Source organism: Pontibacter liquoris (assembly GCF_022758235.1).
GTDB classification, from domain to species: Bacteria; Bacteroidota; Bacteroidia; order Cytophagales; family Hymenobacteraceae; genus Pontibacter; species Pontibacter liquoris.
In genome coordinates, this window is sequence record NZ_JALEBG010000002.1 from 312,139 (window position 1) to 337,886 (window position 25,748).

The following is a 25,748-nucleotide window of genomic DNA, read 5'->3' on the forward strand; positions in this document are numbered from 1 at the left end:
CCCGCTTTACAAGCTATTTCTGCCCGCGCCTGCTGCTGTTATACTTCGCTTTCCTTTATTATTCTTTTAGGCGGATGCGTTTTTTAAATTTCTCCTGTCCGTTCACGAGCACTTTCAGGAAGAAACGGCCTTTCGGAAAACGGCTCAGATCATAGGTAAACACCCCTTCTTTTAAATGTGGGTAACGGTGCTCTTCCACCACGGCGTCGCCCGGATCGGCAACCAACTGCACAACCACGTCCTCCGGAAAGTTGGCGTAATAATCAAGCGTCGTTTTGTCGTTGGTGCGCGTGGGGTACAAGCTAATAGAGCTTTGCTGCGCAATGGGCGTTACAGGCTGCCCCACCTCAAAATCATAGTATAGCGAGGAGCCGAAATCCGATTCGAAATCCTTCAGCATGGCGCCTGCCGTGTTAAGCAAACGCACTTTGCCGCGCCCGCCTTTGGGGTTGGCCCAGAACTCCAGCCCGTCGCCCGCTGAATCGAGTACCATGAACTGGTACCTGCCGGCGGGCAGGTGCAGCGTATCGCGGTAAAGGGTATTGGTTTTCAGCGAGCCGAGCGCCCTTTCGTGGTATACTTTGCCGTTGCCGTCGATGAGCGCGAAGCTGTTTTGCGCCGGCTGCTCGTTTGTCAGCAGCGAGATGATGATGTCGCCCCCGTGCTTTGGAACCGCTTTAAACCGGCTGCTTCTTTTATTATCGGCTGTATAGGCATCGCGTTTGCCATTGGGCTGCAGCAATTCCACTTCAAAGGCATTCAGGCCGGTTTTCCCGTTGATAATACCCGGCAGGGCAATCACGGCAGAAGCGCCGGGCGCCAGGGTGCCTTTCCAGTTATACTTGCTACGGGCGGCGCCCTTTACACCGTAACGGATATTTATACTTCTGACAGGCGCCGAGCCCATATTTTTCACCACAATCTCCGGTTGCAGGGCCGCAGGATTCCGGCGGCTGTAAGCATCTTCCAGAGAAGGCCTGACAATAGCTTCCAGTGCCACATCGTTTGCAGCCGCAGCTTTTTTATACTGCACCAGGTAAGCCGTGATCACCTCGGTGGCACTGGGATTAGAAGAAGGAACATACGGCTGCATGTTAAGGTCGATGGTGTGCTGCCCGCCGGCCCGGACAGGCAGGTTATAAAGGTCGGGCTGCATGAGGTTTCCAGGGCACCAGTTGGCGCGGTCATACACCCAGGTACCAGCCTGCGGGTACAACGGATTATCGCCGCAGCGCTTCCAAATGTCGCGCTTGTCTATCATTTTGCCGTCGTACCACAGTTCCCGGTACTTGTTACAAAACTCGCCGCAGCCATCGGGCTCATCCATGCCGTGGCCGGTCTGCACCACGCGCAGCCGGGCAAAAGCCGCCTGGCTGGCTGCCGCAAATGTAACCGGCTTCAGAGCATTTTCGATGCTGTTGGTGCTGTCGCCGTAGCTGAAGGTGCCGTCGTAGATCTTCCGGATACTGACAGGCTCCCAGGCCGGGCGGCCTTTCACGATCTCAAAGTCCAGCGTAACGCTCCAGCCGCGATCTTTGTTGGGTTCCCAGCCGGTGTGGTTGTACTCGATCTCCACACTGTCTCGCAGCAGCATGCTGAAATCCGTGACGTCTACTTCCCAGTCAAACTTCCAGTCTTTGCCAAACGCGCCGCCGTAGGGCGTCAGCATCCGGCCGATCTCATAGTCCTGCGAAACTCCTTTGGCACCGCCCGTGCGGCGGATGGTAATATGATCTTTATAATCCCAGTCGGCGCAGCGCATACTATCCGGACAGGCAAAACGCACGCGCAGTTTTATACTTCTAATAGCTTCTTTGGCAGATGGGAACTTGCCCCAAGCTTTATAGGTGTTGGTGCCTTTGGCCGGGTCGGTTACCACGGTTACGCGGTTGTGCGTTACCACGTGCAGCGTGTCGGCGGCGTAGGTGGCTGTAGAAAAAAACGCAAGTATAGCCACCAGGAAGGAGGCCAGCATGTTTCTGTAAAAGGTACTGTTCATGATAGGGAAGTATAAAATAATACAGGTGCCTGGCGCACGGGCAAAGCACCTGTCCTAAGCGGTTGTTATTTATATTGGAAAACGTTGTAAGGTTTAGAAGTGCCCACCAGCTTCAGCACGACTACGCCGTGGGCCGGTACATTAAAACCAACTTCTTTTTTTGTTGAGGTGCCATACGCCTTCTTCTCCCACAGATCGCGCAGGGTGTAGCCTTTCGCCGCATCTAGCCCCACAGAATCCGGGCGGAAGGTGATGGCGGCTGCTTTAGCGGACCGGTTGAGCAGGGCAACGGCCACCTCTCCGCTCATGGTAGACTGAAGGGGCTTTGCCCATACTTCCAGGTCGCCGTTGTCGTAGAGCCGCCGGGCCTGGTACACGAGCCGGTCCTGGTTAAGGGCGATCAATTCTTTGTTTGTCAGGATGCCGATGGTTTCGGGTGTCATGCTGCGAAGGTCGTTGCCCAGCAGCAGCGGGGAACTGAGCATGCACCACATCGAAAAGTGCGTTTTGTCTTCCTCGTAACTCATGCCCCGGCCTACCTGCAGCATGTCCATATCATTTACATGGCCCGGCGAGGCGTATTTCCAGAGGTCCGCGTTCAGGTCCACAATGTGCATCACGGAGGCAAAGGTATTGTCAATATCGCCTGAAACACGCCAGGAGTCTGCCAGGGGCACCACCCACTGGCCCGGAAACTTCCAGCGGCAAACGTTATAGACCACATCCGGACGGATCTGCCGGATCAGGTTGCCGATAAGCGTATACTGCGTCTGTTCGTCCAGCCCAAGCCAGTCGCCGCCGCACCAGTCTACCTTAATGAAATCGTAGTTCCACTCCTGCAGCAGCCGTCGCATATCCTGCGCCTCGTGCCCGCGCAGGCCCATGCCCACGCCGACTGTGTCTTTGTCCCAGTAAGAGGCGCAGGTGTTGATGCCGGCGTCAGAGTAGATGCCGGCAAGGAGTCCTTTTGCATGAATGTAGTCGCTCAGGGCTTTCATGCCACCGGGGAACCGGACCGGATGCGCCAGCAGATTACCCGCCGCGTCGCGCCCGCCAAAAAAGCCGTCGTCGATGTTGATATACGTATAGCCCGCCGCCTGCATGCCCGACGAAACCATATGATCGGCCTGTGCTTTGATGATGTCCTCGTTGATGTTGACATGGAAATTGTTCCAGCTCGACCAGCCCATAATGGGCGTTTGCGGGCGGCTACGGGCTGTTTTCCCGGGGCTACTTTCCGGTTGCACTGCGCCCGTGGCCAGTTTACTCCTCGGACTTTGGCAAAAAGTTAAGCCTATAGCCAATAATAAAATACAGGTTCGGTAAATCATGATACGCCGTCTTCTCTTTTAAGCAAGCACCCTTGCTTATACTTTGGGATAAAAATATTTAAAATAAGGCATCTGCCGGGATGTTGCTCTCCGGGTATTTGCTTAGAGCTTGTTCAGGGCAGCTTTCGCTTGCTGCACCGTTGCTGCCGCACCCTTTTTTTCCAGTACCGGTAATTCAAAAGCGGCCAGTATCCTGTCCAGCTCTCCGAGCTTCTGCTGGTCGCCTTTCTGCCGGAACTCCTCGCGGAGCAAGCGTATTTTCTCAAAATCCTGAATGCCTTCTTTTAATTTTTCGAAGCGGATAGAGCTCATCGGGCCGGGGTATACCTGGTAGGTATCGCCTGCGGGCCAGGTCCTGAAGCGGCTGTCCTGCGCAGGATGCTGCACCCAGCTGTTGTAGGCCCAGCGCAGGTAGCCGGTAAACCCTTTGCTGGCCGCGTACCAGCCCAACCAGGCCTGCTCGGCAGGCGGCGAAAACGTAAATGCGTTGGGTAAGGCATGGGAACAACTGGTATAAAAGGTGCTCGGCTTTTCCTGGGCCTTGCGCCGCTTCAGCGCTTCGGCATCAAAGGTCCAGTTCACAGCCAGGCTGTAATCAAAAATTTCAGGCTCTATTTCGGGATGATAATCGCCGGCCATCGTAATTTTCCAGCCCGGGTCCACGCTCTTCAAAAGTTCGATCACCGCCTGCATGTCGGGCATGGGCCGTTCATCCATCGAAATACTCGTTATCCCGAACCAGCCTTTCTGCTTCAGGTGGCGGGCAAAGTCTTTGAGCATACTTGCCCAGAAGGCGTTGTATTCGGCTGAGCCGGGTTTGGCCACCAGCACGGCATCTTTACCTGAACCAGCGTCATAGTAGGGGAACGACAGTTTCCAGGGTATCATCGTGTAGCAGTTGATCCGCTCTTTAATGCCGCAGCGCATCACAAACGCCACATACGCATCAAAAAGGCTGTAATCATACGTCCAGGTACCGTCTTTTTGCTTGATCCATTTGATCAGGCCCGGAAAGTCATCATAGGTCTGGTGGTTCCAGGGTTCGTCTATAATGCTGGTGGTGATACTTTTCTGCCCGGCAGCCGCCAGCATTTCATAGTAGGGTTGCATATACCGGTAATGCTCCGGGCTCCACAACGGCACCCCATGCACGCGGGCAATAGCCGCCGGATGCTGCCATAAGTCCAGGTCAAAGGCCCACTGGCTGGCTGGCGGCAATACCCGGTTCTGCACTGTTAACGCAACCTGCAAGGTATAAGGCTTATCTGCCTGAACCGTAACTACCCCCTTATACTTGCCGGCAGGGGTGTTGGCTGGCACTTGTATACTTAGCCACACGGGCTGCAGCGTATTTTTCTGCACGGCTATACTTGTAACTGTATCGATGGGATCGGCAACCAAGGAGGAATCGAAATCTGTTGTTTTGCGGTGGCCGCAACCTTCGCCAAATTCATCGGTGAGCACGTAGCGCACAAAACCGGCCTTGCCATTGTCCGCGCCGATGCGGTTGCCTTTTCCGCTGGTCAGGTCACTGATTTTTACGCGGAGCTGCCCGATATCGCGCTTGGTCCAGACAAGGAGCTGCGTCTGCACTTTCTCGCCTTTCCAGGCTGTTGCCTCCCACTTGTTTTGCTGCGGCACCTGCGGTGCCTGGTCCTGCGAAAACCGGGTATCGCTGCTGGCAAAACTCACCCGCACCAGCGGCTGCACAGGGGTTATCTGCGCATGTGCAGGCAGGGCGCCCTTCAAAAGAAGCAGGATCAGGACCAGAAAGTACCTCATGGGCATGGCGTTAAAAGGATGCGTGTACAGCCGCTTTAAAGTATAAACAGGAGGCAATGGTGCCGTGCAGCATTCCCTCCTGAGAAACAAACCCATGCTTCACACTGCCGTCACAATCCTGCTCACGGGCGGCATTATCCCGGCTTTTGCCGGAGGCACGCCGCCTGCGTTTCCCGAAGGCTTTGGTTTCTCAATGCTGAAATTTAACCAATGTGTTCGTAAACGCAAATTGTTTTGCTTTAATATTTCGATGGCGCAACTCCGATCACCTGCCCTGCAGGCCCTGCAAAGCCGTTTTCCCGATCACGCCCTATTGGTACGTTACCACCTGCCCTGCTGTGGCCAGGGGTGTTTTCCCACTGCCGCAGATCCGCTGCGGCAGTGGGAAAAGCCAGCTGTTACTTTTTTACTTTCAGCGCCACCGGCACCACCGTGAACACGATCTGTCGGTAGCCGTTTTTCTCATACAGGATGCCGATCTTATCTTTTCCGACCTTCACCAGATCGGAGTAGGCGGCGTAGTCTTGCTCATTGTCCGGGCTTTTGGCGATGAGGTACTGCCGGGGCCATGTTTTTCCTTCGTCGTAGCTCAGGCGCAGGGTCAGGTTGTCGCGGCGCTGCGGATCGGCGGCGTTGCTAAAAGCAAGTATGGCTTTGCCTTTTCCCGTGCCAATGCGGAGCAAACTTCCCTCGTTTACCGGATCGGGCAGCTGGTGGTCGAAATAGGTAGTATCCCAGGTAGCGCCACCGTCGCTGCTAATGCTCACGATCCGGGCGCGTACATCGCCCTGCTGGTTGCGGGCGTTCAGCATCAGCCGGCCCCCTGTCAGCGGCGCAGCAGTAGCTTCGTTGCTCCCTGTTTCCGGAACGGTCTCACTTAAGCGGAAAGTCTTGCCGTGATCGTCGGTGTAAAAGCCGTGGGCGGCATAATCCTCGAAATTCTGCTTGGGCGGGCCCGCCGAGTGGTTGGCAGCAACAAAGATGCGGCCTTTATACTTGCCTTCGCTAAACTGCAGGGCATGGCCGGGGGTATTGGCGTAAGAGCGCCAGTCTTCCTTAAACGCATAGGCCGGGTTGGCTTTGGGCATGTTCGGGCGGTGCACCTGCGTGGTAATATTCACCGGACTGGACCAGGACTTGCCGTTATCCACAGAGGTGACGTACCATACTTCCCGAAGGCCGTTTCCTTTGCGTACTTCGTACTCGTGCGCATTGCCGGTGTTGTAAAATAAAAAGATGCGGCCCTTCGGATAAGCCGGGTCAGTCAGGTCTACCACAGGTGCAGCGTTGCCGGCCTGCAGCGTGTCATAGTCTACCACCGTCTGCAGGGGCTGCCAGGTCTTGCCATTGTCGGTGCTGCGTTTCATCACAATGTTCACGTCGCCAAAGTCGGCTGCGCCGTGCACGCGGCCTTCAGCAAAGGCCAGCAGCTCGCCGTTGGGCAGGCCAATTATGCCGGGTATGCGATACGATTTATGTCCCTCCTGCCCGGAAACAAAAACAGGCACGTCCGTTAGCTGGGCCTTGGCGAAGAGGGAAGTGAGGAGAAAAGAGCAAGCAAAGAGTAAGCGAATCATAAGCGTTTTGTAAGAATAGTGAGGTAAGTAATTGTGTTTAAAGTGCGGTGTAATGAGTTGTTGTAAGTTATGTTCTAGTATAGTTTGTCGCAGCAGCATACGTGTAAGCAGATTCTTTCTCTTCACATTTGTCATCCTGGAAGGATCTTGTGAGAAGGGAAGTGAAACTTTAGCTACCGGCCAAGTATAAGTATGGTTGATTTATACTTCAGCTAAAGCACGCATACTTTTTAGTATAACTAAGCCTGAGTTCCCCTCCTTAGACAAGGAGGTGTAGGGGTGGTTGGATCAACAGGCAAAGTATAAATAGGTACTTCCGCTATACTTCCAGCATAACTTATACTTGCCTCCTGCTCGCGTAGCCACCTTCCATCCTCAGTCTTGCAAATCTATACTTTCATAGTTGCCGTTCGTGCGCTCCAAGTCCGCGAGGACTCGTTTTCCCACTCGGCGCTGCTGGGGGTAGGGGCCCTCTTTTCCTTTCCTGCCTAACGGCTGCCGCTCCCGCGGCACCGGAAACTCTCGAGGCGCCTCCTGGAAAAACTGGGTAAGTTCTTTGCTCCGATCACTATAAAAGTATAATTACCAAATTCCGCATAACATACTTCGACCGGCCACCAGTAATCTAGCATTTGTTAGCGTAAAGTATACTTTTGCAAAATAGCCCTGCCCCGCGCGAAGTATAAACCTGCAGCTTTCAGAACCGCCGCTTGCTGTCGCTATACTTCCACCCTACTTCCCGCTCCCAAAACTTTCCAGTATCTGCCAGCAGTACCATTCCTGGCGCGGCAAATGGAACGGGCCTTTGAACATATTGCCTTTGGCCGTATTCGACAGGCGGCCATCGCGGTGCAGGTAGCCGTACCACTCACCGTTCTCCTTGTCGTGGAAGTGGCTGTAGGCATACTCGTGCACCTGCTGGTGCCAATCGGCATATTTCTCGTTGCCGGTCATCAGGTAGGCCAGCAGCGTGGCAATGATGGTTTCGTTCTGCGGCCACCAGAACTTCATGTCGTGCCAGTACTCCTGCACGGGTTTGCCGTACACATCCCGGAAGTATAAAATGCCGCCGTGTTCTTTGTCCCAGCCCCGCTCCCACATGTAGTCGAGCATGCGGCAGCCCAGGTCGATCAGGCGCGGGTCGTTGTTGCGGTAGCGGGCTTCATGAAGTATAAACCAGGCGCCTTCGATGGCGTGGCCCGGGTTCAGGGTCCGGCCGTCAGTATGGTCGATGATGCTGCCATCCAGAGCCACCTGCTCCATCACGCAGCGGATATCGTCCTTCACAAAGTCGCGTTCAATCTCGTCGATCCATCTGGAGATCCACTCGTCGCAACGCTCATCGCCGATGGTGTCGCGCAGCTGCTGGGCTGTGTTCATCAAAATCATCGGCACGCCAATCCCTTTGGCCGGGCGCGTGCCGGTAAATTTGGCCGGCAACAGACCGGGCGTGGTGGCGTACTCGATGCACTTGCCGAAAAGCCTGCGGGCTTCGGCGGCCACTTCTTCGTCGCCGCTGGCTTTGGCGTAAGCGGCAAAGGCGATCACGGCAAAAGTCTCGGAGAAGAAATAACGGCGCTTGCGGATGGGCTGGCCATCGCGTGTCACGTGGAAAAACATGCGGCCGTCTTCGTCGAAGCAGTGCTGGCGCAGAAAATCAATTCCCTTTTTGGCACCTTCCAGCCACTCGGGCTTTTGTTCCACGGTGTTGTAAAGCGTGGAGAGCAGCCAGGCAGCGCGGCCCTGTATCCAAACGGCTTTGTCGTCGTCGAGCAGGCTGCCGTCTGCGTCGCGCATGAGCAGGTAGCCGCCGTATTCTTCGTCGATGGAGCGCGGAAACCAGAAGGGCACCGTGTCTTCCAGGAGCTGACGCTTGTAAAAGCCTTTGTAGTAGTCTAATGAGGAATTATTCGAAGTCATATGAAAGAAAAACTTATTCGCTTTGGATAGTATAGCTTGTGAAAGTAGAAGCAGGGAAACCGGCTTTGTTCACCAGGTTGGCCGTGGTGTACGGTTGCCAGGCATAGCGCACATACCTGGGCTCCGGCACCTGATCTGAAGAAACAATCACTTTGCCGCCCCGGATCTCAGCTTTTGCACTCCTGAAAATCAGGTCGCTGCCCGCCACTTCAAAGCCGCGAAGGGGCTGGCCGTCGCTGGTCTGCAGGCCTTTGCCGAACCCGAAGGTACAGATGGCATTGTTGCCTGATACCGTTACAGTTTTCAACATAGGACTGCTGTAGGGAATGCGCTTGTTATAGGTTTTTGCCAGCGCCCAGGCGGCCAGCCGCTCTCCTACCTGTCTTTTTTGCCTCGGATGCACATCACTCGCATCTCCCAGATCGCTGCTGACGGCCATGCCGGTGTTCGGTATTTCTGCCAGCATCCGGCGCTGGCTGTCGCGGAAATACGGCCAGCTGGGACGGTTGATGCTGGAGAGCTGCACGTAATAAAATGGCAACTCATAACCCCACCTGTTGCGCCAGCTGCTGACCAGTGTTTTGAACAGTGTTTCGTGCAGCTCGATGTTGTGGGCATTGCTTTCTCCCTGGTACCAGATAACGCCTTTGATAGGAAAGGACGTAAGCGGCGCAATGCCCGCCTCGTAGTTATAGGCAGGTTGGTAAGGATGGCTCTGACTGCCTGGTTTTGCACTTCCCATATTTTTGGCCGCCCGCTCCCGCACCCAGGGCATCAGGAAATCGGAGGTATACCAATTGGGCAGCATGTTCACCAATTGCGGATGATGCTCGAGCGTAGATCGGTCGATCCAGGACTCGGTGCCCGAGCCGCCCACAGCCACTTCGATCAGCCCGACCGGTACGCCCAGTTGCTCCTGCAATTGCTTCCCGAAATAATAGGCAACGGCCGAAAAGTCTTTTGCCGCGGCAGAGTCGCCGCGCTGCCAGGTGCCGGAAAAGTACTCCAGTTGGTTTACTTTTTTCAACGTGGCGGAATCCCAGGCCACGTCGTTGGTTTCAGCCAATGGCTTCATTTTCAGCAAACGGATGGAAGACGCCTGCTGCGCCTGCCGCATCTCGGCACCCGTGTGCACAGAAGCTTTCAGCGGAAATGCCATATTGGACTGGCCCGAACACAGCCATACTTCCCCTACCAGGATATCTTGGATGCGTATGTTTTTATTTGCCGTGGAAACCTGCATTACGTAAGGTCCGCCTGCTTTCTGCGGCGGAAGTAGCACCTGCCACTTGCCGTCGGCACCGACTGTGGCTTTTCGTTTTTCATTTCCAAAGAGCACAGTCACTTCTTCTCCTGTATCGGCCACGCCCTGCACCGGCAGCGGCATTTTCTGCTGCAGCACCATGTGGTCTGCAAAAACCGGGGCCAGTTGCAGCCCGCCATACTTGCCCGTAATGGCTGAGTAAATGGTGCTAGCCAGTATGGTCGCGCCTTCTTTGGTAGGGTGCAGGTTATCCGGAAACAGATCGGGGCGGCGGTAAAGGGGAGTATGCAGATCGATCAAACCGGTCTGTTTGCTCCGGGCGATCACAGGTATGAGGGATTGAATCTGCCAGAACCACTCCCGGGTACCGGACTGGAAGCGCGGGTGCCCGGAGAAAATGGGCGTCAGCCGGCAAATGTAAACCTGCACAGCGGGGTTGACGGCACGCAACGTATCGATGATGGCAGCATAGTTGCCGGCAAATTCGTCGCGGTAGTTGGGCCAGTTGCGCGGGTCGGTGTCGTTGAGGCCGAGGTGGATGATGGCAATATCGGGCTTGTAGGCCAGTGCCTCTTTGTACTGCTGCGTCTGATTGTAAGGCCGGTGCCCTTTCTCCAGCAGCGTCGCGCCGCTCAACCCAAAATTAGCGACTTCATACTTTTCCCCGAGCAGCTTTTGCAACTGCGCCGGATACGCGTTCTGTTCGCGGTTCTCGATACCATACCCATAGGTAACGGAATTGCCGATGCAGGCTACTTTCAGCACCTTCGGCTGCGCCAGGCCGGGCAGGGAAACAAGTATACCCAGCAAGACAAGTATAAAGAATCGCCTCACACCAGGCAGCCAAAAGGAAGCGCAAAAAGGGTTAATCGCTAAAGGATTCAAGGGAAGATGAAGGGAGACGCGCATTTATACTTTTTTATTCTACTTATCTCTATTCGTATCGCTCGTTTCCTGCCCTTTTTGAGGGAAGATCTTTGAGCCAATGTATTATACTTTGTGCTTCGTAAAGGCAAACACAGGCATCAGCATCATCTGATGCCTGTGTTTATACCTATTGCACAAGCTCCGCTACCGGAACACGCACAAAGTATAATTCTTTCACGCCTTCGTAGAGAATGCCGATGGTCTGATCGTCGGTTTTGGTGAGGGCCGAGTAGCCGTAGGAGCCGCGCTCGTCGAGCAGCACCTGGTTAGCGGGCTGCCAGGTTTCGCCCAAATCGAGGCTGGCTTTAAGCGTGATGTTATAGCGGCCGGAAGGCACAGCAGGGTTGCTGAAAAACAGGACTTCCTGTGGTCCTTTCTTTGTCTGCACATTTGCTTTGATGAAGCTGCCCATGCACACGGGGTCCTGCAGCGCGCTATAAGAAGTAGGATGCTCTACCCAGGTGCGGCCCATGTCGGTGGTGGTAGCCACGGAGCGGAAGCGCCCGCGGTTATCGCGCATGTTGAGCATGAGCGTGCCGGGCGTGGTTTCTACTACCTGGCTTTCGGTGGTGTTGGATTTGGCCCCGATGCCGCTCTTCCAGGTTTTACCATGGTCATCGCTGTAGATGATCGAAGAGTGCGGCATGCCTTTCTCGTCCCAGTACTGCGACGGAAATACCAGCGTACCGTTCTGCATGGCAATGCCATTGCCCGGTCCGTTAAAGTAAATGTTCCAGGCCGGGTTCTTGATCTGCTCGGTGATGCTTTGAGGGGCTGACCAGGTCTTGCCATCGTCGTTGCTGCTCACCAGCACAAACTGCCCGGTTTCATCCGGCGTAAGGCCAGGTTTGGAACCAGCAATGGAACGGTTGCCTTTGCTCCAGAGCGCGGCCACCCACAGCTTGCCGGTAGCGGGGTCAACAAGTATGGCCGGGTCGCCTATACCGTTATTCTCCTGCGGCATTCCCATGTCCATAATTACCTGCATCGGTTCCCAGATATTGCCGCCGTCGGTGCTGCGGCTCATGCCTACGTCAATATTGCCGGGCAGATCGCCGCTGTTCTCGTAGCGAATATCATACACGGCGATCAGCGTTCCTTTCTTTGTGGTTACGATGCCGGGTATGCGGTAGGTGTTTACACGATCCTGCCCGGCTCCCCGCACCACGGTGCCCAGGCGCTTGGCATAACCAGTGCCTAGTTCGGCTACCGGCCATACTTTGCCGGCGGCATCGGTCAGGTTGGTGATGTGCAGCTCTGCCTTGCTACTAATGTCTGCCGACTCCTTTAACGTGCCGCTGAGCCAGATATAATTCAGGCCGGGTTTGAGCTGGAGGCTCACCGGGATCTCCAGCGAGGTGGTAGACGGCACGACAGAAGCCAGCTGCTTCTCGGCTGCGAACAACGGTTCGTTGCCGGTAAAGTATACCTCCAGTTTCTCCATACTTTGCAGCGCGCCGGGGCTCAGGGTAGCCCGCATACTGCGAAAGCCGGGGTCACCGCTGGCGGGCACGTACACCCGTAAACACAGCAGCGGATTGGTGGCCTTGCCCTTTAGCACCGGCACTATGGGCGCAGTGGCCGTTATCTGCACCTGCTGCTGCGTTTGGGGCGCAGTAGTAGCGGTGGTATAGGTTTGGCTGGCGCAACCGCCGCTACCGGTCAGAGCCAGCAGCAGGCACAGCCACAGCACTCCGTTTTGTTCTTTAGCATCTTTATACTTGTAAACAGTTAAACTTTGGATGTCCTTGTTTTGCCCGCCCGTGATCACACTGAACAGGTAGCCGAACACCACGCACGACACCAGCCCGGTGAAAGCATACAGGAGCAGGTTGATATGGGTGTAGCTGCTGATGTAGAACTGCACCAGCCCACTCAGCACCAACCCGATAACGGCTCCCCTGGCATTGGCTCTTTTGGTGAAGATGCCCAGTACAAACAGACCGCCCAGGCCGCCCGTGAACAGCCCCAGAATGGTATTGAACTGATCCCAGAGCGAGGAGACGCCCTGGTGCGCCATCACCAGCGCGAGCGCGGTGCCTAACACGCCGATCGCCACCGTAAAGTAGCGCGCTATGGCCAGGTATCTTGTCTCCGAAGTAGGCTTGGAAAACGGCCGGTAGAAGTCGGTAATCAGGGCGGTGGTCACAGAGTTCATACTGCTGCTCAGCGTGGACATGGCCGCCGCGAACACCGCCGCGATCAGCAGGCCCGTTACGCCCTGCGGCAGCTCCGTGACGATGTACCATGGGAAAATAGCATCCTGGCTCTGCAGCTGGTAGTTTACTTTTTCAGGATGATCCTTGAAAAACAGGTACAGCAGCGTGCCAATGGAAAAGAAAATCAGGGCCGAAGGCAGGGACATCCACGCGCCCAGGCGCATGCTTCTTTTGGAAGCCTCCTCGTTGCGGGTGGTCAGGTATTTCTGCACTACCGACTGATCAGCGCCATAAGTGATCACGTTGATCGCCAACCCGCCCAGCAGCACCACCCAAAGCGTGGGCTCGTTAAAGGTGAAGGCAGTATTGAGGATGTGTAGCTTGCCATTCTGCTGCACCGTCTCCCAGATCTGGCCCGCGTCCGCATCCAGCTGAAACGGAATCATCACCAGGCACACCAGCGCACCGCCCAATAGGATGACCACCTGCGCTACGTCCGTCCATACTACCGCCTCAATGCCGCCTTTCATAGTATAGAAAATCGTGATAACGCCCATCAGCAGAATGCACAGGTTCACGTTGATACCCGTTACCAGCGTGAGCGCCAGGCTGGGCAGCAACAGCACTATGGCCAGCCGCCCGAGCTGCAACAGGATGTAGAGGAGCGAAGCCAGGGCCCGCGTAGTATAGTTAAAGCGCTGCTCCAGGTATTCGTAGACCGAGACAATCTGCAACCTGCGGTAAAAAGGAATAAAATAATTAGTGATGATCGGGATGACCATGATAATAGTGAGCTGCAGGATAAAGTAGCTCCAGTCGGTAGCATAGGTTTTAGCCGGGATTGCCATAAAAGTAATGGCGCTTAGCTGGGTACCGTAGATGCTCAGGCCCGCCGCCCAGCCCGGAATGCGTTGCCCGCCCCGGAAGTAGTCGTCGGTGGTGCCTTGGTTACGGGAGGTCCACAGGCCGATGCCCACCATCAGCAGCAGGTATACCGCTACTACGGTGTAGTCCAGCCAGGTGAAGTACTGCTGCTGGCGCATGTGGCCTTTCAGCACGTCCGGTGTGCGCACACCCGGCCGCACCTCTCCCGACGGGATCAGGATATCGTCGCCCAGGCGGGCGGCAAAGGTTGTGACATGCGAAACCGGCAGCGTACCTGCCTTCGTCCAAGCATCAGTCACGGTATTGTAGAGGTAGATATCCTTGCTAAACCCGGCGTGGTGTGTCAGCAGCAGCTGCTTTTCGTTCTGCAGGCGCTGCTTTTCAGCTTCGGTGGTGGCAGCAGCGATAGCGGCATCGTGCTGCTGGATCTGGGTGAAGACGTCGCCTTTGTCGCCGCCGAACACCAGGATGTAGCTGGCCCCAGTGGCAATGCCGGTCGCCGCCGACAGGTTGGTGTGGCCACCCTTGCCATCGGAGAGGCTGCTCAGTTGCGCCCAGGTATTTTTCTTCGGATCATAACGAAAGGTCGTGCCGTGCAGCTCACTCACGCCAGAGGCCGTTTGCGTACGGCCACCCACCAGGTACAGCGCCGGGTACTCACCGTTAGACTGCACCACTGCCACCGCATGCGAGAGTGCTACCGGCAGCGCCGGCAGCTTTTGCCATCCTGCAGCAGGGGCCGAAAGGTCGAGTCGGAAGAAGCTATCTGTTGCTTTGCCCGTGGTTTCGCCACCCGCCACGTATACCTGGTTGCCCATGGCAGTGGCAGCGGCGTTGGTGAGCGGCAGCGGCAGCGAAGGCAACGGTTTTACCTTTGCTTTCTTTTCTTCCGGAAGCCATTGTAGCAAGTATGCCCTAGTCTGGATGCCCTGCGCATTCTCACCGCCGAGCACCACCACGCCCTGCTCTGTTGCCACGCTGGCGCCATAGGCCAAAGGCGCGGGCAGCCGGAACGTTTTATCAGACCAGGTATACTTGCCGTCTTCACTTTTCAGCAGCACATACACATCCTGCCAGTACTTCTTCTGGCCTCCTTCCCACGGTAACCCGTCCGGGAAATTGGCGCCCCCTGCCAGCAGGAGCGCGCCCTTGTGTACGCCACCCACCGCGCCGGCCAAGCCGTGCTGTGCAGTTTGCCCCGGTGCCGGGGGGAGCGTGGCTGCCACCGACCAGTCTAACTGGTCCGGACTTTTTTGCCGCGCCTTCAGCGGAAGGATAGACAAAAGCAGCAGTAAGGTCAGGAGGTGTTTCATAAAGTACTAATTAGGTTTGCGCAACGCGTGCCGGTCTGGAACAAAAGGAATCGAAGCCCAGTGCGGCTACGTCGTTCTGAAACAGGGTAAATTGTTCCTGGCTCATGTTCCGGATTGGCAGGCGGAACCCGCCACAATCAAGGCCGATGAGTTTCATATACATCTTACCAGTAGCGATGCCGCCATACTTGCCCAGCAGCCGGATCATGCTGATGGACTGCTCCTGCAGCTGCCGGGCCTCTTCCAGCCTGCCCTGCTCATAAGCATCAATCAGGGCCGTATAAAGCGGGGCTGCATAGTTGTAGGTGCTGCCCACGCCGCCTTTGGCTCCCAGCGCCAGCGCCGCCAGCAGGTTCTCGTCGCGCCCCCACAGCATATCATACTTGCCGTGGGCAAAGTGCAGGCACGAGAGGAAGTCCATAAAGTCCTCATGCGTATACTTGATCCCGGCAAAAGTAGCAATTTGGCCCTCCACTTCCCGCAGCAGATCCAGCATCGGGAATCCGACACCCGTCAGCACGGGGATGTGGTAGTAATAAAACGGCAGTTCCGGCGCGGCCTCCGCTACCACCTGGCAGCATTGGGCCAGCGCCTGTACCGAGGCTGGTTTAAAGTAAAACGGTGCTGTAAAAGCAATGGCATCCAGCTTGATCTGCTGCGCATGCGCCGCCAGGTCCACAGCATCCTGCAGGCAGGTGCCGCCCACCAGCGTAATCACCTTAAAGCTAGCATCGCCCTTGGCGGCAACCGCCCAGGCTTCGGCCACCTGCTTCTTTTCCTCCAGCGTCAGCGACACCCCCTCACCGGTAGAGCCGCAGATAAACGCGCCGGTGTTGCCATTTTCCTTCAGCAGTTGGTAATAGGCCGGGATAAGTGCCAGGTTCAGACTGCCGTCGGCGTGCATCGGCGTGAAAGGAGCTGCGATCAGACCGTGTAAATGTGTTCGTTTCATGAATGTAAGTGATGATTAAACTATAATTCAGCGTAGCTTATCACAGGTATCTTAGAACTGCGGATAGCCCGGATTCTGCTTCAGTGCCCTGTTATCGGTCAGCGAGCCGCGGTCGATCGGCCAAAGCAGCTTGTATGCCTCGGACGCCTTCAGCGTGGTGTGCGCATACACATAGTTGTCGCCCATGCGGCGCAGGTCATACCAGCGTTTGCCCTCGAAGATAAACTCAAAGAAGCGCTCCTGCAAAATCGCCTCCTGTGGGTCGGTGTCTACCGCCTGGTTAGGGTAGCCATAAACGGCCTCACTGTAATTGGCACCATAGGCCCGCTGCCGCACAGCATTGATTTCGGTAGCCGGACTTTCGCCCAGCAGCTGCTTGGCCTCAGCCAGTAACAGGAGCAGGTCGGCGTAGCGGTAAATCGGGAAGTCGTTGGTAAAGACGCGGGCACCGGCGCTTTGCTCGCCCTGGTATTTCTTCACGAAGGCACCCGCTAGCTGATACGTGCCGCCAACTTTGGTGTAAGCTCCCTGAATAGTAGCCCATTTGCGGCTGTCCAGGTCATTATACTTGCGGTAGGTGGCAATGCGCGTGGGCGCACGCAGCAGGCCGCCCCAGTTGTCCTGTGCCACCGTGAATGGGCGGTTCTCCAGCGAATCCTGGAAGTTAGCAATAAGGCCTGTCTGCGGCACATAGGAGCTCACAAAGCCCATTGAAGCCTCATTAAGCAGGTAGCGGCTGGCAAAAATGATCTCGTTGTTGCCTTTGCTACCCGCTGCAAACACATCGGTAAATTTGGGCAGTAAGCGCAGGCCGGGTACGTTTGTCTGAATATCGGTCAGGGCGTTTTTGGCTGTGGCAGCATCTGTTGCGCCGCCGTCGCGGTGGGCCGTCCACAGGTATACTTCGGCTTTCAGCATCAGGGTAGCCGCTTTCGACCAGAACCCTTTGTTCATTTTGAAAGAATAATTTGCCCCGAAGTTGGCAGCCGAGCTGTCAATATCCGCTTTAATGAGCTGCATCACCTCCTGCTGGCTGGAGGCGGGCTTGGCCAGATTCGAAATGTCTATCGAGGTAACCGGTTCGGTCTGGATCACCACATCTCCCCAGGTACGCAGCAGCTGGAAATAGTAAAAGGCCCGCATACCATAGCCTATGCCCAGGTAATAATCTTTTGTAGCAGCCGGAACCACGTTGGTGGTTTGCAGCTTGCTGATCAGCACATTCAGCTGGGCAATATTGCTGTAGAAGCCTCCGAAGCTGCTGACACCAGCGTTTTCAGGATCGATGGTCTGGAGCCACATCCGCTCCATTCCCTGCGGAGCCTCTCCGGTGAAGGAGGCACTGGCGCCGGGCTCGTTGCCAAACACATCGGCACGTAGCTCTCCCAGCACCTCAAAGGTGCCGTTATGGTTGCGGAAGCGGGAGTGAACGCCCGTTACAAAGGCATCAAACTGGTCGGGTGTCTGCCAGAAATTGCCATCGCTGATGGAGCTGATCGGCGCGAGCTCCAGATCATCGGAGCAGGAACTGCCCAGCAGCGCTGCCCCGATAAAGGTAAACAAGTATAGAATATGCTTTTTCATACAATGCGTTATGTTGTTAAGTATAAAGCGCCTCAGCCAGGAAGGGGCCGCAGTAGTAGCCGGGTAGCTACCCCTGCGGCACTTACCTGAAAGCGGGTGAGCTTATGTCCTGTTTTTACTTTCTTCTTTCACCTTAAAAAGTAACCTGCAGTCCCAATACCACGGAGCGCGGCGTAGGATAGGTACCCACATACACACCTGAAATCGAGCTTCCGCTAAGCGGCGGCTCCGGGCTTGGGCCGCTAAATTCGGTCATGTAGAACAGGTTGCTGAAGGTGGTATATACCCTGGCCCGTGAGAGCAGCCGCATCTTGTCCAGCAGGTTCTGCCCGAAGTCATAGGACAGCGTGATCTCGCGGCAGGCCAGGTAGTCGCCTTTTTCGTAAAAGCGCGAATTGTTGCCATTCAGCGAAGAAGAAGCATTGTTGGCCCGGGTGTAGTTTTGCTTGGAGCCGGGCACCTGGTCGGCAAAGTATACTTTGGGAACATCGGTGTCAGTATTGGTCGGTGACCAGGCATCCTTAATTAGATCGATGTAGTTAAAGGTACCCTGATAATTGCCCAGGGTACGCGCTACCAGGTCGTTATAGATCGTGTGGCCCACCGCGAACTCAAAGCGGCTGTACAACGAGAAGCCTTTGTAAGAAAGGTTGGCAGAGAAACCGCCTGTCCACTTAGGGTTGACGTTACCCAGGTATACCTGGTCGCGGGTGTCGATGGTATCGTTCTGGTCTACATCCAGCCAGTTCACATCGCCCGGTGTGATGCGGCCGTTGGCGCCTGCAGGCAACCCGGGACCTGTGATCTTAGCAATGGCGTCGTAGCGGCTACCTGCTACCCGCTCCACTTCCGCGTCATCCTTAAAGATAGAGACCTGCTTGTAACCATAGATATCACCGAGCGTGCCGCCTTCCTGGTAGCCGCCTACCCACACCACGCGCCCCTGCTTAGGGTCGTAGAGCTGGATGCCGCCCTGTCGGTTGTTCTCGTTGCCATTGTAGGGCAGCTTAAGTATTTTGTTTTTAACGAACGAGGTGTTGGCACCCAGCGTCAGGTTAAGCCCATTGGCCGATTTTAGCACATTGGCATTCACAGCCAGTTCATAGCCCTTGTTCTGGAGCGTGCCCAGGTTGGTCCGGAAGCTGCTGTAGCCCGTGTAGCTGGGCAGCGGCAACTGCGTGAGCAGGTCGCTGGTACGGCGGTCGTAGTAGTCGAACAGCACCGATACGTTATCGTTCAGGAAGCCCAGGTCCGCACCTGCATCCAGTGTTGCGCTACGCTCCCAGCGCAGGCCGGGGTTAGGAAACGAGCTGTTCAGGAATCCTGCGTTGCCGCCATAGTTGGTCTGCAACCCATACTCGCCCTGCACCTCATAGCGGCCCACGCCCGCAATGTTGCCATTCACGCCGTAGCTGATGCGCGGCTTAAAGGTAGAAATATACTTGTCGAGCCCGGCATCCTTGAAAAAGGCCTCGCGGTGCAGGTTCCAACCAGCCGACATGCCCGGAAAGAAGCCAACACGGTTCTCCTCAGCCAGGCTGGAAACGGCATCCTGCCGGAATACCAGCGTCAGCAGATAGCGCTCGTCAAAGTTGTAGTTCAGGCGGCCGAAGGCAGAGATAATGCTATACGCCGACTTAGAGCTGGTATTACTGCCGGCATTGAAGGTAGTAGAGGCATTAGCCGTAGGAATGTCGTCGGTAGGGGCATTCTGGCCAAACACCTGCGTAAAGTAAGACTTTACACCGAAGAATTCCGCGCCCACCATTGCCTCCAGGTTGTGCTTATCGGCAAAGCTGGTGGTGTAATTCAGAATACCGTTATACTGCTGCTGAAAATCCCGGTCGAAGCTGTAGATGGAGTTCCGGCTGGTATTATAGGTGGGGTTAGCGGCGAAAATTTGCGCATAACTCTGGGTGGCTTTCTGAAACGACTGGTTCAGGTTCTCAAACAGGTAAGCGTTGGCCGTTCCTTTAAAGTATAAGCTAGGCAAAATGTCCCAGGTTACAGCGCCGATGGCTGTAATGCGGTTTACCTCGTTGTGGCGGTCGTTCTTCTGCAACCAGTAGAGCGGGTTACCATCAGAAGCGCTGTTGCCGGGGTTTGGCTTGGTCTGGGCCGAATCGAGCCAGGGATTGAAGGTAGGCCAGATAGCCAGGTTACGGTAGAGCGTGTTCACTTCGCCTCCAATGGTGCCGATCTGCGAAGAGGTGGAGAGCGTTACGCCCGTGCTCACCTCCACGTTCGGCTTCACACGGTAAGATCCATTGATGTCGCCGGCATACCGCTTGTAACCCGAGCCCACAATCACGCCGTCCTCATCGTAATAGTCGAAGCTGGCAAAGTAACGGCCTTTGTCGTTTCCGCCTGTTGCGTTAATATAATGCTCCTGCGAAAAGGTATTACGGAACACTAGGTCTTCGATCTCACCGCCGTGATCTTTGTATAGAATGGAGTCAGCAGGGTTATAGGGGTCCGCCATTGCTTCCCAGCCTTTTGACAGCAGGTCGCGGTTACCGCTGAGCTGGCGTATGTCAAAGCTGGCCAGGTTGGCCGGGTCCGTCAGCAGACCAAGGCCGCGCGAGGAATTTGCCTGCGCCAGCGTACGGCCCGCATTCAGGTAGCCCAAGCGGGTATAATAAATATAATCATGTGCTCCCAGGTAGTTATAGCTCTGCCGGCGCTGGTTAAATCCACCCGTATACTTATAAGTCACCTCTGACTTGCCGGCCTTGCCTTGCTTGGTCGTAATCAAAATAACGCCATTGTTGGCCCTGGCTCCGTAAATGGCCGTGGAGGCAGCATCTTTCAACACCTGCATAGAAGCAATGTTCTCGGCAGGCACGTCGTTGAACGAACGCACCACACCGTCCACGATCACCAGCGGCGCACCGGGGTTGTTGATGGAAGCGCCACCACGCAGTTTGATCTGGGGTGCCGCACCGGGCTGTCCTGTGCCGGTGGTTACCTGCACGCCGGGTACGGTGCCCTGCAGGGCGCTACCCACGTTGGCACGCGGCACGCTGGCCAGCACTTCCTCGTCCACTTTGGCCACAGCGCTGGTCACGGTTTGGCGGCTCTGGCTGCCATAACCCACCACCACTACTTCGTTCAGTTTTTTAGAGGCCGGCTGCAGCGTTATGGTTAGCTCCTGCGCCCCGGACGGCACCTTTACCTCCTGCGAAGTAAATCCAATATAGCTTACCAGCAGCACGCTGCCAGAAGAGGCTGTTAATCTGAAGCGGCCTTCCGCATCGGTGGCAGTTCCCTGCGCGGTACCTTTCAGGCCCACGCTTACGCCAACTAGGGGTTGGTTGTCGTCAGCCGAAACCACACGTCCGCTGACGGTGCCGGCTTGCCGGGCATAGATTTCGTGGCCGGAGAGTAGCCCTAGCCACAGAAGCACAAATAGAAGTAGACGTATACGATTCATAATAAATCTTTTTAGGTATTAAGTATGACATAATAAAAGTATTGAAGAGAATTTGGAATTCCTAACCTATCTTTGTATTTCTTATTTATCTTTCGTGAAAGCACTGCCGGGAATAGAATTGCCGTACGCGATCAGACACGTATACCTTAAGACATGGACAACATTCTGGATAAATTGACAACCATTGACACCCGCTCGCTGGTGGACAAGGTGGAGATGAATTTGATTGAGCTGCTGATACAGCGGAATTTAAAGGTAGGAGACCCTATCCCGAAAGAGGTGGAGCTGGCCAGTGGCCTGGGCGTGAGCCGCACCGTTATTCGAGAGGCGCTGCTGCGCCTGCGCATGATCGGTTTGATCGAGTCCAAAAAACACAGGGGCGCCGTTATCACCAACCCCGACCTGCTTTCGCTGCTGGAAAAGCGCATGATTCCGCAGGTGCTCGACAATGCCACCTTGCGCGAAGTGTTTGAGCTGCGCCTGGTGTTGGAGGTTGGTATGGCCGACTTTATAATGGAGCGCGTGACAAAGGAAGACATTGCGGAACTGAAGGAGATTGTGGCTAACGAGCCCGACTTATCGGACACGATGCAGTTCCAGATCCAGCACGAGATCAACTTCCATGGCAAACTCTACGATATTTCGAAAAACGATACGCTCAGGAAGTTTCAGAAGATGCTGCTGCCAGTATTCGATTATGTGCACAGCAGCGGCCTGCTGAAAAAGGAAGCGGTGGTCAAACAGTTTGTATCGCACAAAGGCCTGGTGGATATTATTGAGCACGGCACCGCCGAGATGCTCCGCAACGGCATGCGCAACCACCTGGAAAATCACTTTGCCCGCATCTTCAGGTAATCTCCTCCCCTTTTACCCAACGCATTTGCCGGGTTCGCCTGCTACACATTGGCCTGAAACGAACCTGCCACATCTTCGGGTAAAAGCGGGATGCTTATACTTGCTGGCGCCGCCTCTTAGGCGGCCTGCAAGGCTTGCTCCTGCTATAGTATAAACCTGATCAGTCCATATTATTCAGTATAAGGGACCGCCACCGCTTGCTGACACAAGCAAGGGTGTCCTTTTTGCCGGCAACGCGACACAAAGGCCGGCACCTTTCCAGCTATAACGTTGCCTTTTGCCCCGTAGCCTGGCCGCCTGCTCCTGTGGCAGGGCCCTAACACAAACGTTTGCGCGGAGGTTATACCAGCCGGAGCCGCCCAGACGCTCTAACTTGCCGCACTACCCAGTATACACCTATCCTTATAAAATATTATGCAGCTTAAAAACACCCTTTTCCTTCTTGTAACTTTTCTTCTGGCTACCGCGGCGCGGGCGCAGCAACTCCCGACAGAAGTGCTGACGCCGGAGATCGTGGAGATCAACCGCCTGCCGATGCGGGCCTCGGCCTTTGCCTACGAAAACCGGAAGCTGGCCGAGCAGCGGCAGAAAGAGCAGTCCGACCGCTTTCTCTCCCTCAACGGCACCTGGAAGTTCAATTGGGTGCAGGACCCGACTAAGCGCCCCCAGGATTTCTACAAGCCGGGCTTTAACGACAGCAACTGGGATAACTTTAAGGTGCCGGCCAACTGGGAGCTAAACGGCTACGGACTGCCCATTTACGTGAACCATCCCTACGAATTTGCGGGCCACGCCAAGAAAGGCGCCAAACTTAACCCGCCCTTCGATATTCCGGAGCACAACAACCCGGTCGGCTCTTACCGCAAAACATTCAGGCTGCCGCAAAACTGGGACGGCCAGCAGGTATTCATCCACCTGGGCGCCGTGAAATCGGCCTTCTTTATCTGGGTGAACGGGGAGAAAGTAGGCTACAGCGAAGACAGCAAACTGGCTGCTGAGTTCGACATTACCCCCTACGTAAAACCGGGCGAGAACCTGGTTGCCCTGCAGGTATACCGCTGGAGCACCGGCAGCTACCTGGAAAGCCAGGACATGTGGCGCATCTCCGGCATCGAGCGCGATGTATACCTGTATGCCACCCCCAAACTCGACATCCGCGATTTTAAAGTTGCGGCCACCCTGGACCCGACATACACCAACGGCGTATTTAACTTAACTGCCGAGATCAACAACTATAAAATAGACCGCAAGACGCTGCACAGCCAGCCCGATACTTTTTCGGTGGAGCTCGAGCTGGTGGATGCTGCCGGCAAAACCGTTTTCACCGACCAAACCAAAGGCGTGCAACAGGTGCTGGGCAACTATAAAACGGCGGTAAGCTTTCAGAAAGAGCTTCCGAACGTGCACGTCTGGTCTGCCGAAACACCTTACCTCTATACCTTATACATCACCCTGAAAGACAAAGACGGCAAGGTGCTGGAGGTGGTGCCGCAACGCCTGGGCTTCCGCTCGGTGGCCCTTAAGAACGGAGACTTCCTGGTGAACGGCAAGCGCGTGTTCCTCAAAGGTGTGAACCGCCACGAGCACAACCCTACCCAGGGCCATACTTTGAGCAAAGCCGATATGCGCAAAGACATGGAGATGATGAAAAAGCTCAACGTAAACGCGGTGCGCACCAGCCACTATCCCCCTGACCCGTACTGGATGGAACTATGCGACGAGTATGGGTTATATGTGGTGGATGAGGCCAACATCGAGTCGCATGGCAGGGGCTACGACCTGGCCATCACCCTGGGCAATGATAAAAAGTGGCGCATGCCGCACCTGGCCCGCATTCGGCGGATGTATGAGCGCGACAAGAATCACACGTCCGTCATAACCTGGTCGCTGGGCAACGAGGCGGGCAACGGGGTGAACTTCTACGAAGGTTATGCGTGGCTGAAGGCGCACGATGATCGCCCCGTGCAGTATGAGCGCGCCGAAAACGACTTCAACACCGATATGATCGTGCCGCAGTACCCCAGCCCCAACTGGCTGAAGCGCTACGCCCAAACTACAAAGGAACAGCGGCCGCTCATCATGAGCGAGTACGCCCACATCATGGGCAACAGCCTGGGCAACTTCCAGGATTACTGGGACGTGATCGAGACGGAGCCCCACCTGCAAGGCGGCTTTATCTGGGAATGGGTAGACCAGGCCATCGACACTGTGAAAAATGGCAAGCGCATCATGGCCTATGGCGGCGACTTCCCGCTCAGCGGCCCCGTGGACGAGAACATCAGCGACAACAACTTTATTGTGAAGGGCGTGGTAACCGCCTACCGCGAACTGACGCCCATGGCTGTAGAAGTGAAAAAAGTATACCAAAACATCAAAACAATGTATACCGGTGCCCATACCCTTGAGGTGAAAAACGGCTACTTCTTTCGCGACCTGGCCAACTACCACCTGCACTGGGAGCTGCTGGAGAACGGCAAAAGGGTGGAAAAGGGAAGTATAAGCGACCTGGCGCTGCAGCCGCAGCAAAGCAAAACCTTTCAGGTGCCGCTTAAAAAGAAGCTAACGCCGGGCAGAGAGTACTTCCTAAACGTAGGCTATACGTTGAAAAACGCGGAGCCCTTCCTGGAGAAAGGCTACCAGATAGCCGCCGAGCAGTTTGCCCTCAGCCCCACCATGCAGACAACCACCTCCCCAAGCGGCAAAGGCAGCCTGAAAGCAACTGAAACCAATGGGCAGGTGGTGATCGCGGGAAAGGATTTTAGTGTAAGCTTTGATCTAAAGAACGGCACAATGAGCGGCTATACCTTAAAAGGACAGCAGTTGATTGAGCAGGGACCGACACCTGCCTTCTGGCGCGCGCCTACCGACAATGACATTGGAGCAGGCTTTAACAAGTCGCTGCGCATGTGGCGCAATGCGTACGATGCCGGCACCCTTACCAATGCGAAGTATAGCAAAACGACCGATGGCTATGAAGTGGTGTTTGAGAAAGAGCTGGTGAACGGCGATGCAGCCACCAAGCAGCATTTTACCGTTTTCGGCGATGGCACCGTGAAAGTAGACACCCGCTTTAGCGCCCTGAAAGGCGATCACAAACTGCTGCTGCGCATGGGCACCAATCTGCAGGTGAGCAAAACACTGGACAACATCCGCTGGTACGGCCGCGGCCCCTGGGAGAATTACTGGGACCGCAAAACGGCTTCGTTTGTAGGCTCCTACCACCAGAAACTTGATCAACAATACTTCCCCTACGCCCGCCCGCAGGAAAGCGGCAACAAGACCGAGGTACGCTGGACCGCGCTCACTAACAAAAAAGGCCAAGGCCTGGAGTTCAGTTTCGCTGACAGCTTGCTGAGCTTCTCAGCCCTGCCTTACAGCCTGGATGACCTGGATCCGGAGGTGGACAAGAAACAGTACCACTCCGGCGAACTGGAAAAACGCGACCACATTTATATGCACGTTGACCTGCAGCAGACCGGCCTGCAGGGCATGGACAGCTGGGGCAGCTGGCCGCTTGAGCAGTACCGCATTCCGTTTAAGGACCAAACGTTCCGTTACTGGATCAGACCGCTGCGGTAAGTATAACGCATCACCCCATGAAAGAGCAAAGCCCAGGTATGATTACATACCTGGGCTTTGCTCTTTCATACTTATTACAATGTGCCGCCAAGCCTTCTCCTTGGCTGCGCAACTTCATACTTCATTTGCTGGCGCGGGTTTGTAACCCGTGTCTTCCGTATCTTATCGGATTTGTAATCCGATAAGGG

General features: G+C 55.5%; 13 protein-coding genes. 3 read left to right on the forward strand and 10 right to left on the reverse strand.

Annotated elements, in window-relative coordinates; translation table 11 throughout:
• Nucleotides 1-58 precede the first annotated feature (58 nt).
• The 3 genes from LWL52_RS14695 to LWL52_RS14705 all read right to left on the reverse strand — a co-directional run bounded on the left by LWL52_RS14695 (nt 59) and on the right by LWL52_RS14705 (nt 5,118).
• Nucleotides 59-1,999: a peptide-N-glycosidase F-related protein gene (locus tag LWL52_RS14695; protein WP_242921214.1), complete on the reverse strand. Its 1,941-nt coding sequence runs from the start codon at nt 1,997-1,999 to the stop codon at nt 59-61.
• A gap of 65 nt (nt 2,000-2,064) precedes the next feature.
• The gene (locus tag LWL52_RS14700) at nt 2,065-3,246 is read right to left on the reverse strand and encodes a glycoside hydrolase family 27 protein (RefSeq protein WP_242921216.1); all 1,182 of its coding nucleotides are present in this window, start codon (nt 3,244-3,246) and stop codon (nt 2,065-2,067) included.
• A 186-nt stretch (nt 3,247-3,432) separates the two neighbouring features.
• Nucleotides 3,433-5,118 (reverse strand): DUF4091 domain-containing protein, encoded by a 1,686-nt coding sequence (locus LWL52_RS14705; RefSeq protein WP_242921218.1) that lies wholly within the window; start codon nt 5,116-5,118, stop codon nt 3,433-3,435.
• A gap of 88 nt (nt 5,119-5,206) precedes the next feature.
• Between LWL52_RS14705 and LWL52_RS14710 the strand changes: the two genes are divergently transcribed.
• A complete protein-coding gene (locus tag LWL52_RS14710; protein ID WP_242921221.1) occupies nt 5,207-5,548 on the forward strand; it encodes a hypothetical protein in 342 nt (113 codons plus the stop codon).
• Here LWL52_RS14710 and LWL52_RS14715 read toward each other — a convergent pair.
• From LWL52_RS14715 to LWL52_RS14745, 7 genes are all read right to left on the reverse strand, one after another.
• Nucleotides 5,511-6,689 carry a sialidase family protein gene (locus tag LWL52_RS14715; RefSeq protein ID WP_242921223.1) on the reverse strand — a complete coding sequence of 393 codons (1,179 nt, stop codon included), beginning with the start codon at nt 6,687-6,689 and terminating at the stop codon, nt 5,511-5,513. The genes LWL52_RS14710 and LWL52_RS14715 overlap by 38 nt on opposite strands.
• Nucleotides 6,690-7,421: 732 nt before the next feature.
• Nucleotides 7,422-8,609 (reverse strand): AGE family epimerase/isomerase, encoded by a 1,188-nt coding sequence (locus LWL52_RS14720; RefSeq protein WP_242921225.1) that lies wholly within the window; start codon nt 8,607-8,609, stop codon nt 7,422-7,424.
• A gap of 13 nt (nt 8,610-8,622) precedes the next feature.
• Nucleotides 8,623-10,707 (reverse strand): GDSL-type esterase/lipase family protein, encoded by a 2,085-nt coding sequence (locus LWL52_RS14725; protein ID WP_242921227.1) that lies wholly within the window; start codon nt 10,705-10,707, stop codon nt 8,623-8,625.
• A gap of 220 nt (nt 10,708-10,927) precedes the next feature.
• Nucleotides 10,928-15,157 carry a sodium:solute symporter family transporter gene (locus LWL52_RS14730; RefSeq protein WP_242921229.1) on the reverse strand — a complete coding sequence of 1,410 codons (4,230 nt, stop codon included), beginning with the start codon at nt 15,155-15,157 and terminating at the stop codon, nt 10,928-10,930.
• Nucleotides 15,158-15,167: 10 nt separating this feature from the next.
• Complete coding sequence (locus tag LWL52_RS14735) at nt 15,168-16,109, reverse strand: dihydrodipicolinate synthase family protein (RefSeq protein ID WP_242921232.1); 942 nt, start codon at nt 16,107-16,109, stop codon at nt 15,168-15,170.
• 51 nt (nt 16,110-16,160) lie between these two features.
• Nucleotides 16,161-17,693 (reverse strand): SusD family outer membrane lipoprotein NanU, encoded by a 1,533-nt coding sequence (nanU, locus tag LWL52_RS14740; protein ID WP_242921234.1) that lies wholly within the window; start codon nt 17,691-17,693, stop codon nt 16,161-16,163.
• A 133-nt stretch (nt 17,694-17,826) separates the two neighbouring features.
• Nucleotides 17,827-21,126 carry a SusC/RagA family TonB-linked outer membrane protein gene (locus tag LWL52_RS14745; RefSeq protein WP_242921236.1) on the reverse strand — a complete coding sequence of 1,100 codons (3,300 nt, stop codon included), beginning with the start codon at nt 21,124-21,126 and terminating at the stop codon, nt 17,827-17,829.
• A 153-nt stretch (nt 21,127-21,279) separates the two neighbouring features.
• Between LWL52_RS14745 and LWL52_RS14750 the strand changes: the two genes are divergently transcribed.
• Together LWL52_RS14750 and lacZ are read left to right on the forward strand one after the other, a co-directional pair.
• Nucleotides 21,280-21,981, forward strand: a complete 702-nt coding sequence (locus LWL52_RS14750; protein ID WP_242921237.1) for a FadR/GntR family transcriptional regulator — start codon at nt 21,280-21,282, stop codon at nt 21,979-21,981.
• 414 nt (nt 21,982-22,395) lie between these two features.
• A complete protein-coding gene (gene lacZ, locus LWL52_RS14755; protein ID WP_242921238.1) occupies nt 22,396-25,560 on the forward strand; it encodes a beta-galactosidase, LacZ type in 3,165 nt (1,054 codons plus the stop codon).
• Nucleotides 25,561-25,748: the final 188 nt, after the last annotated feature.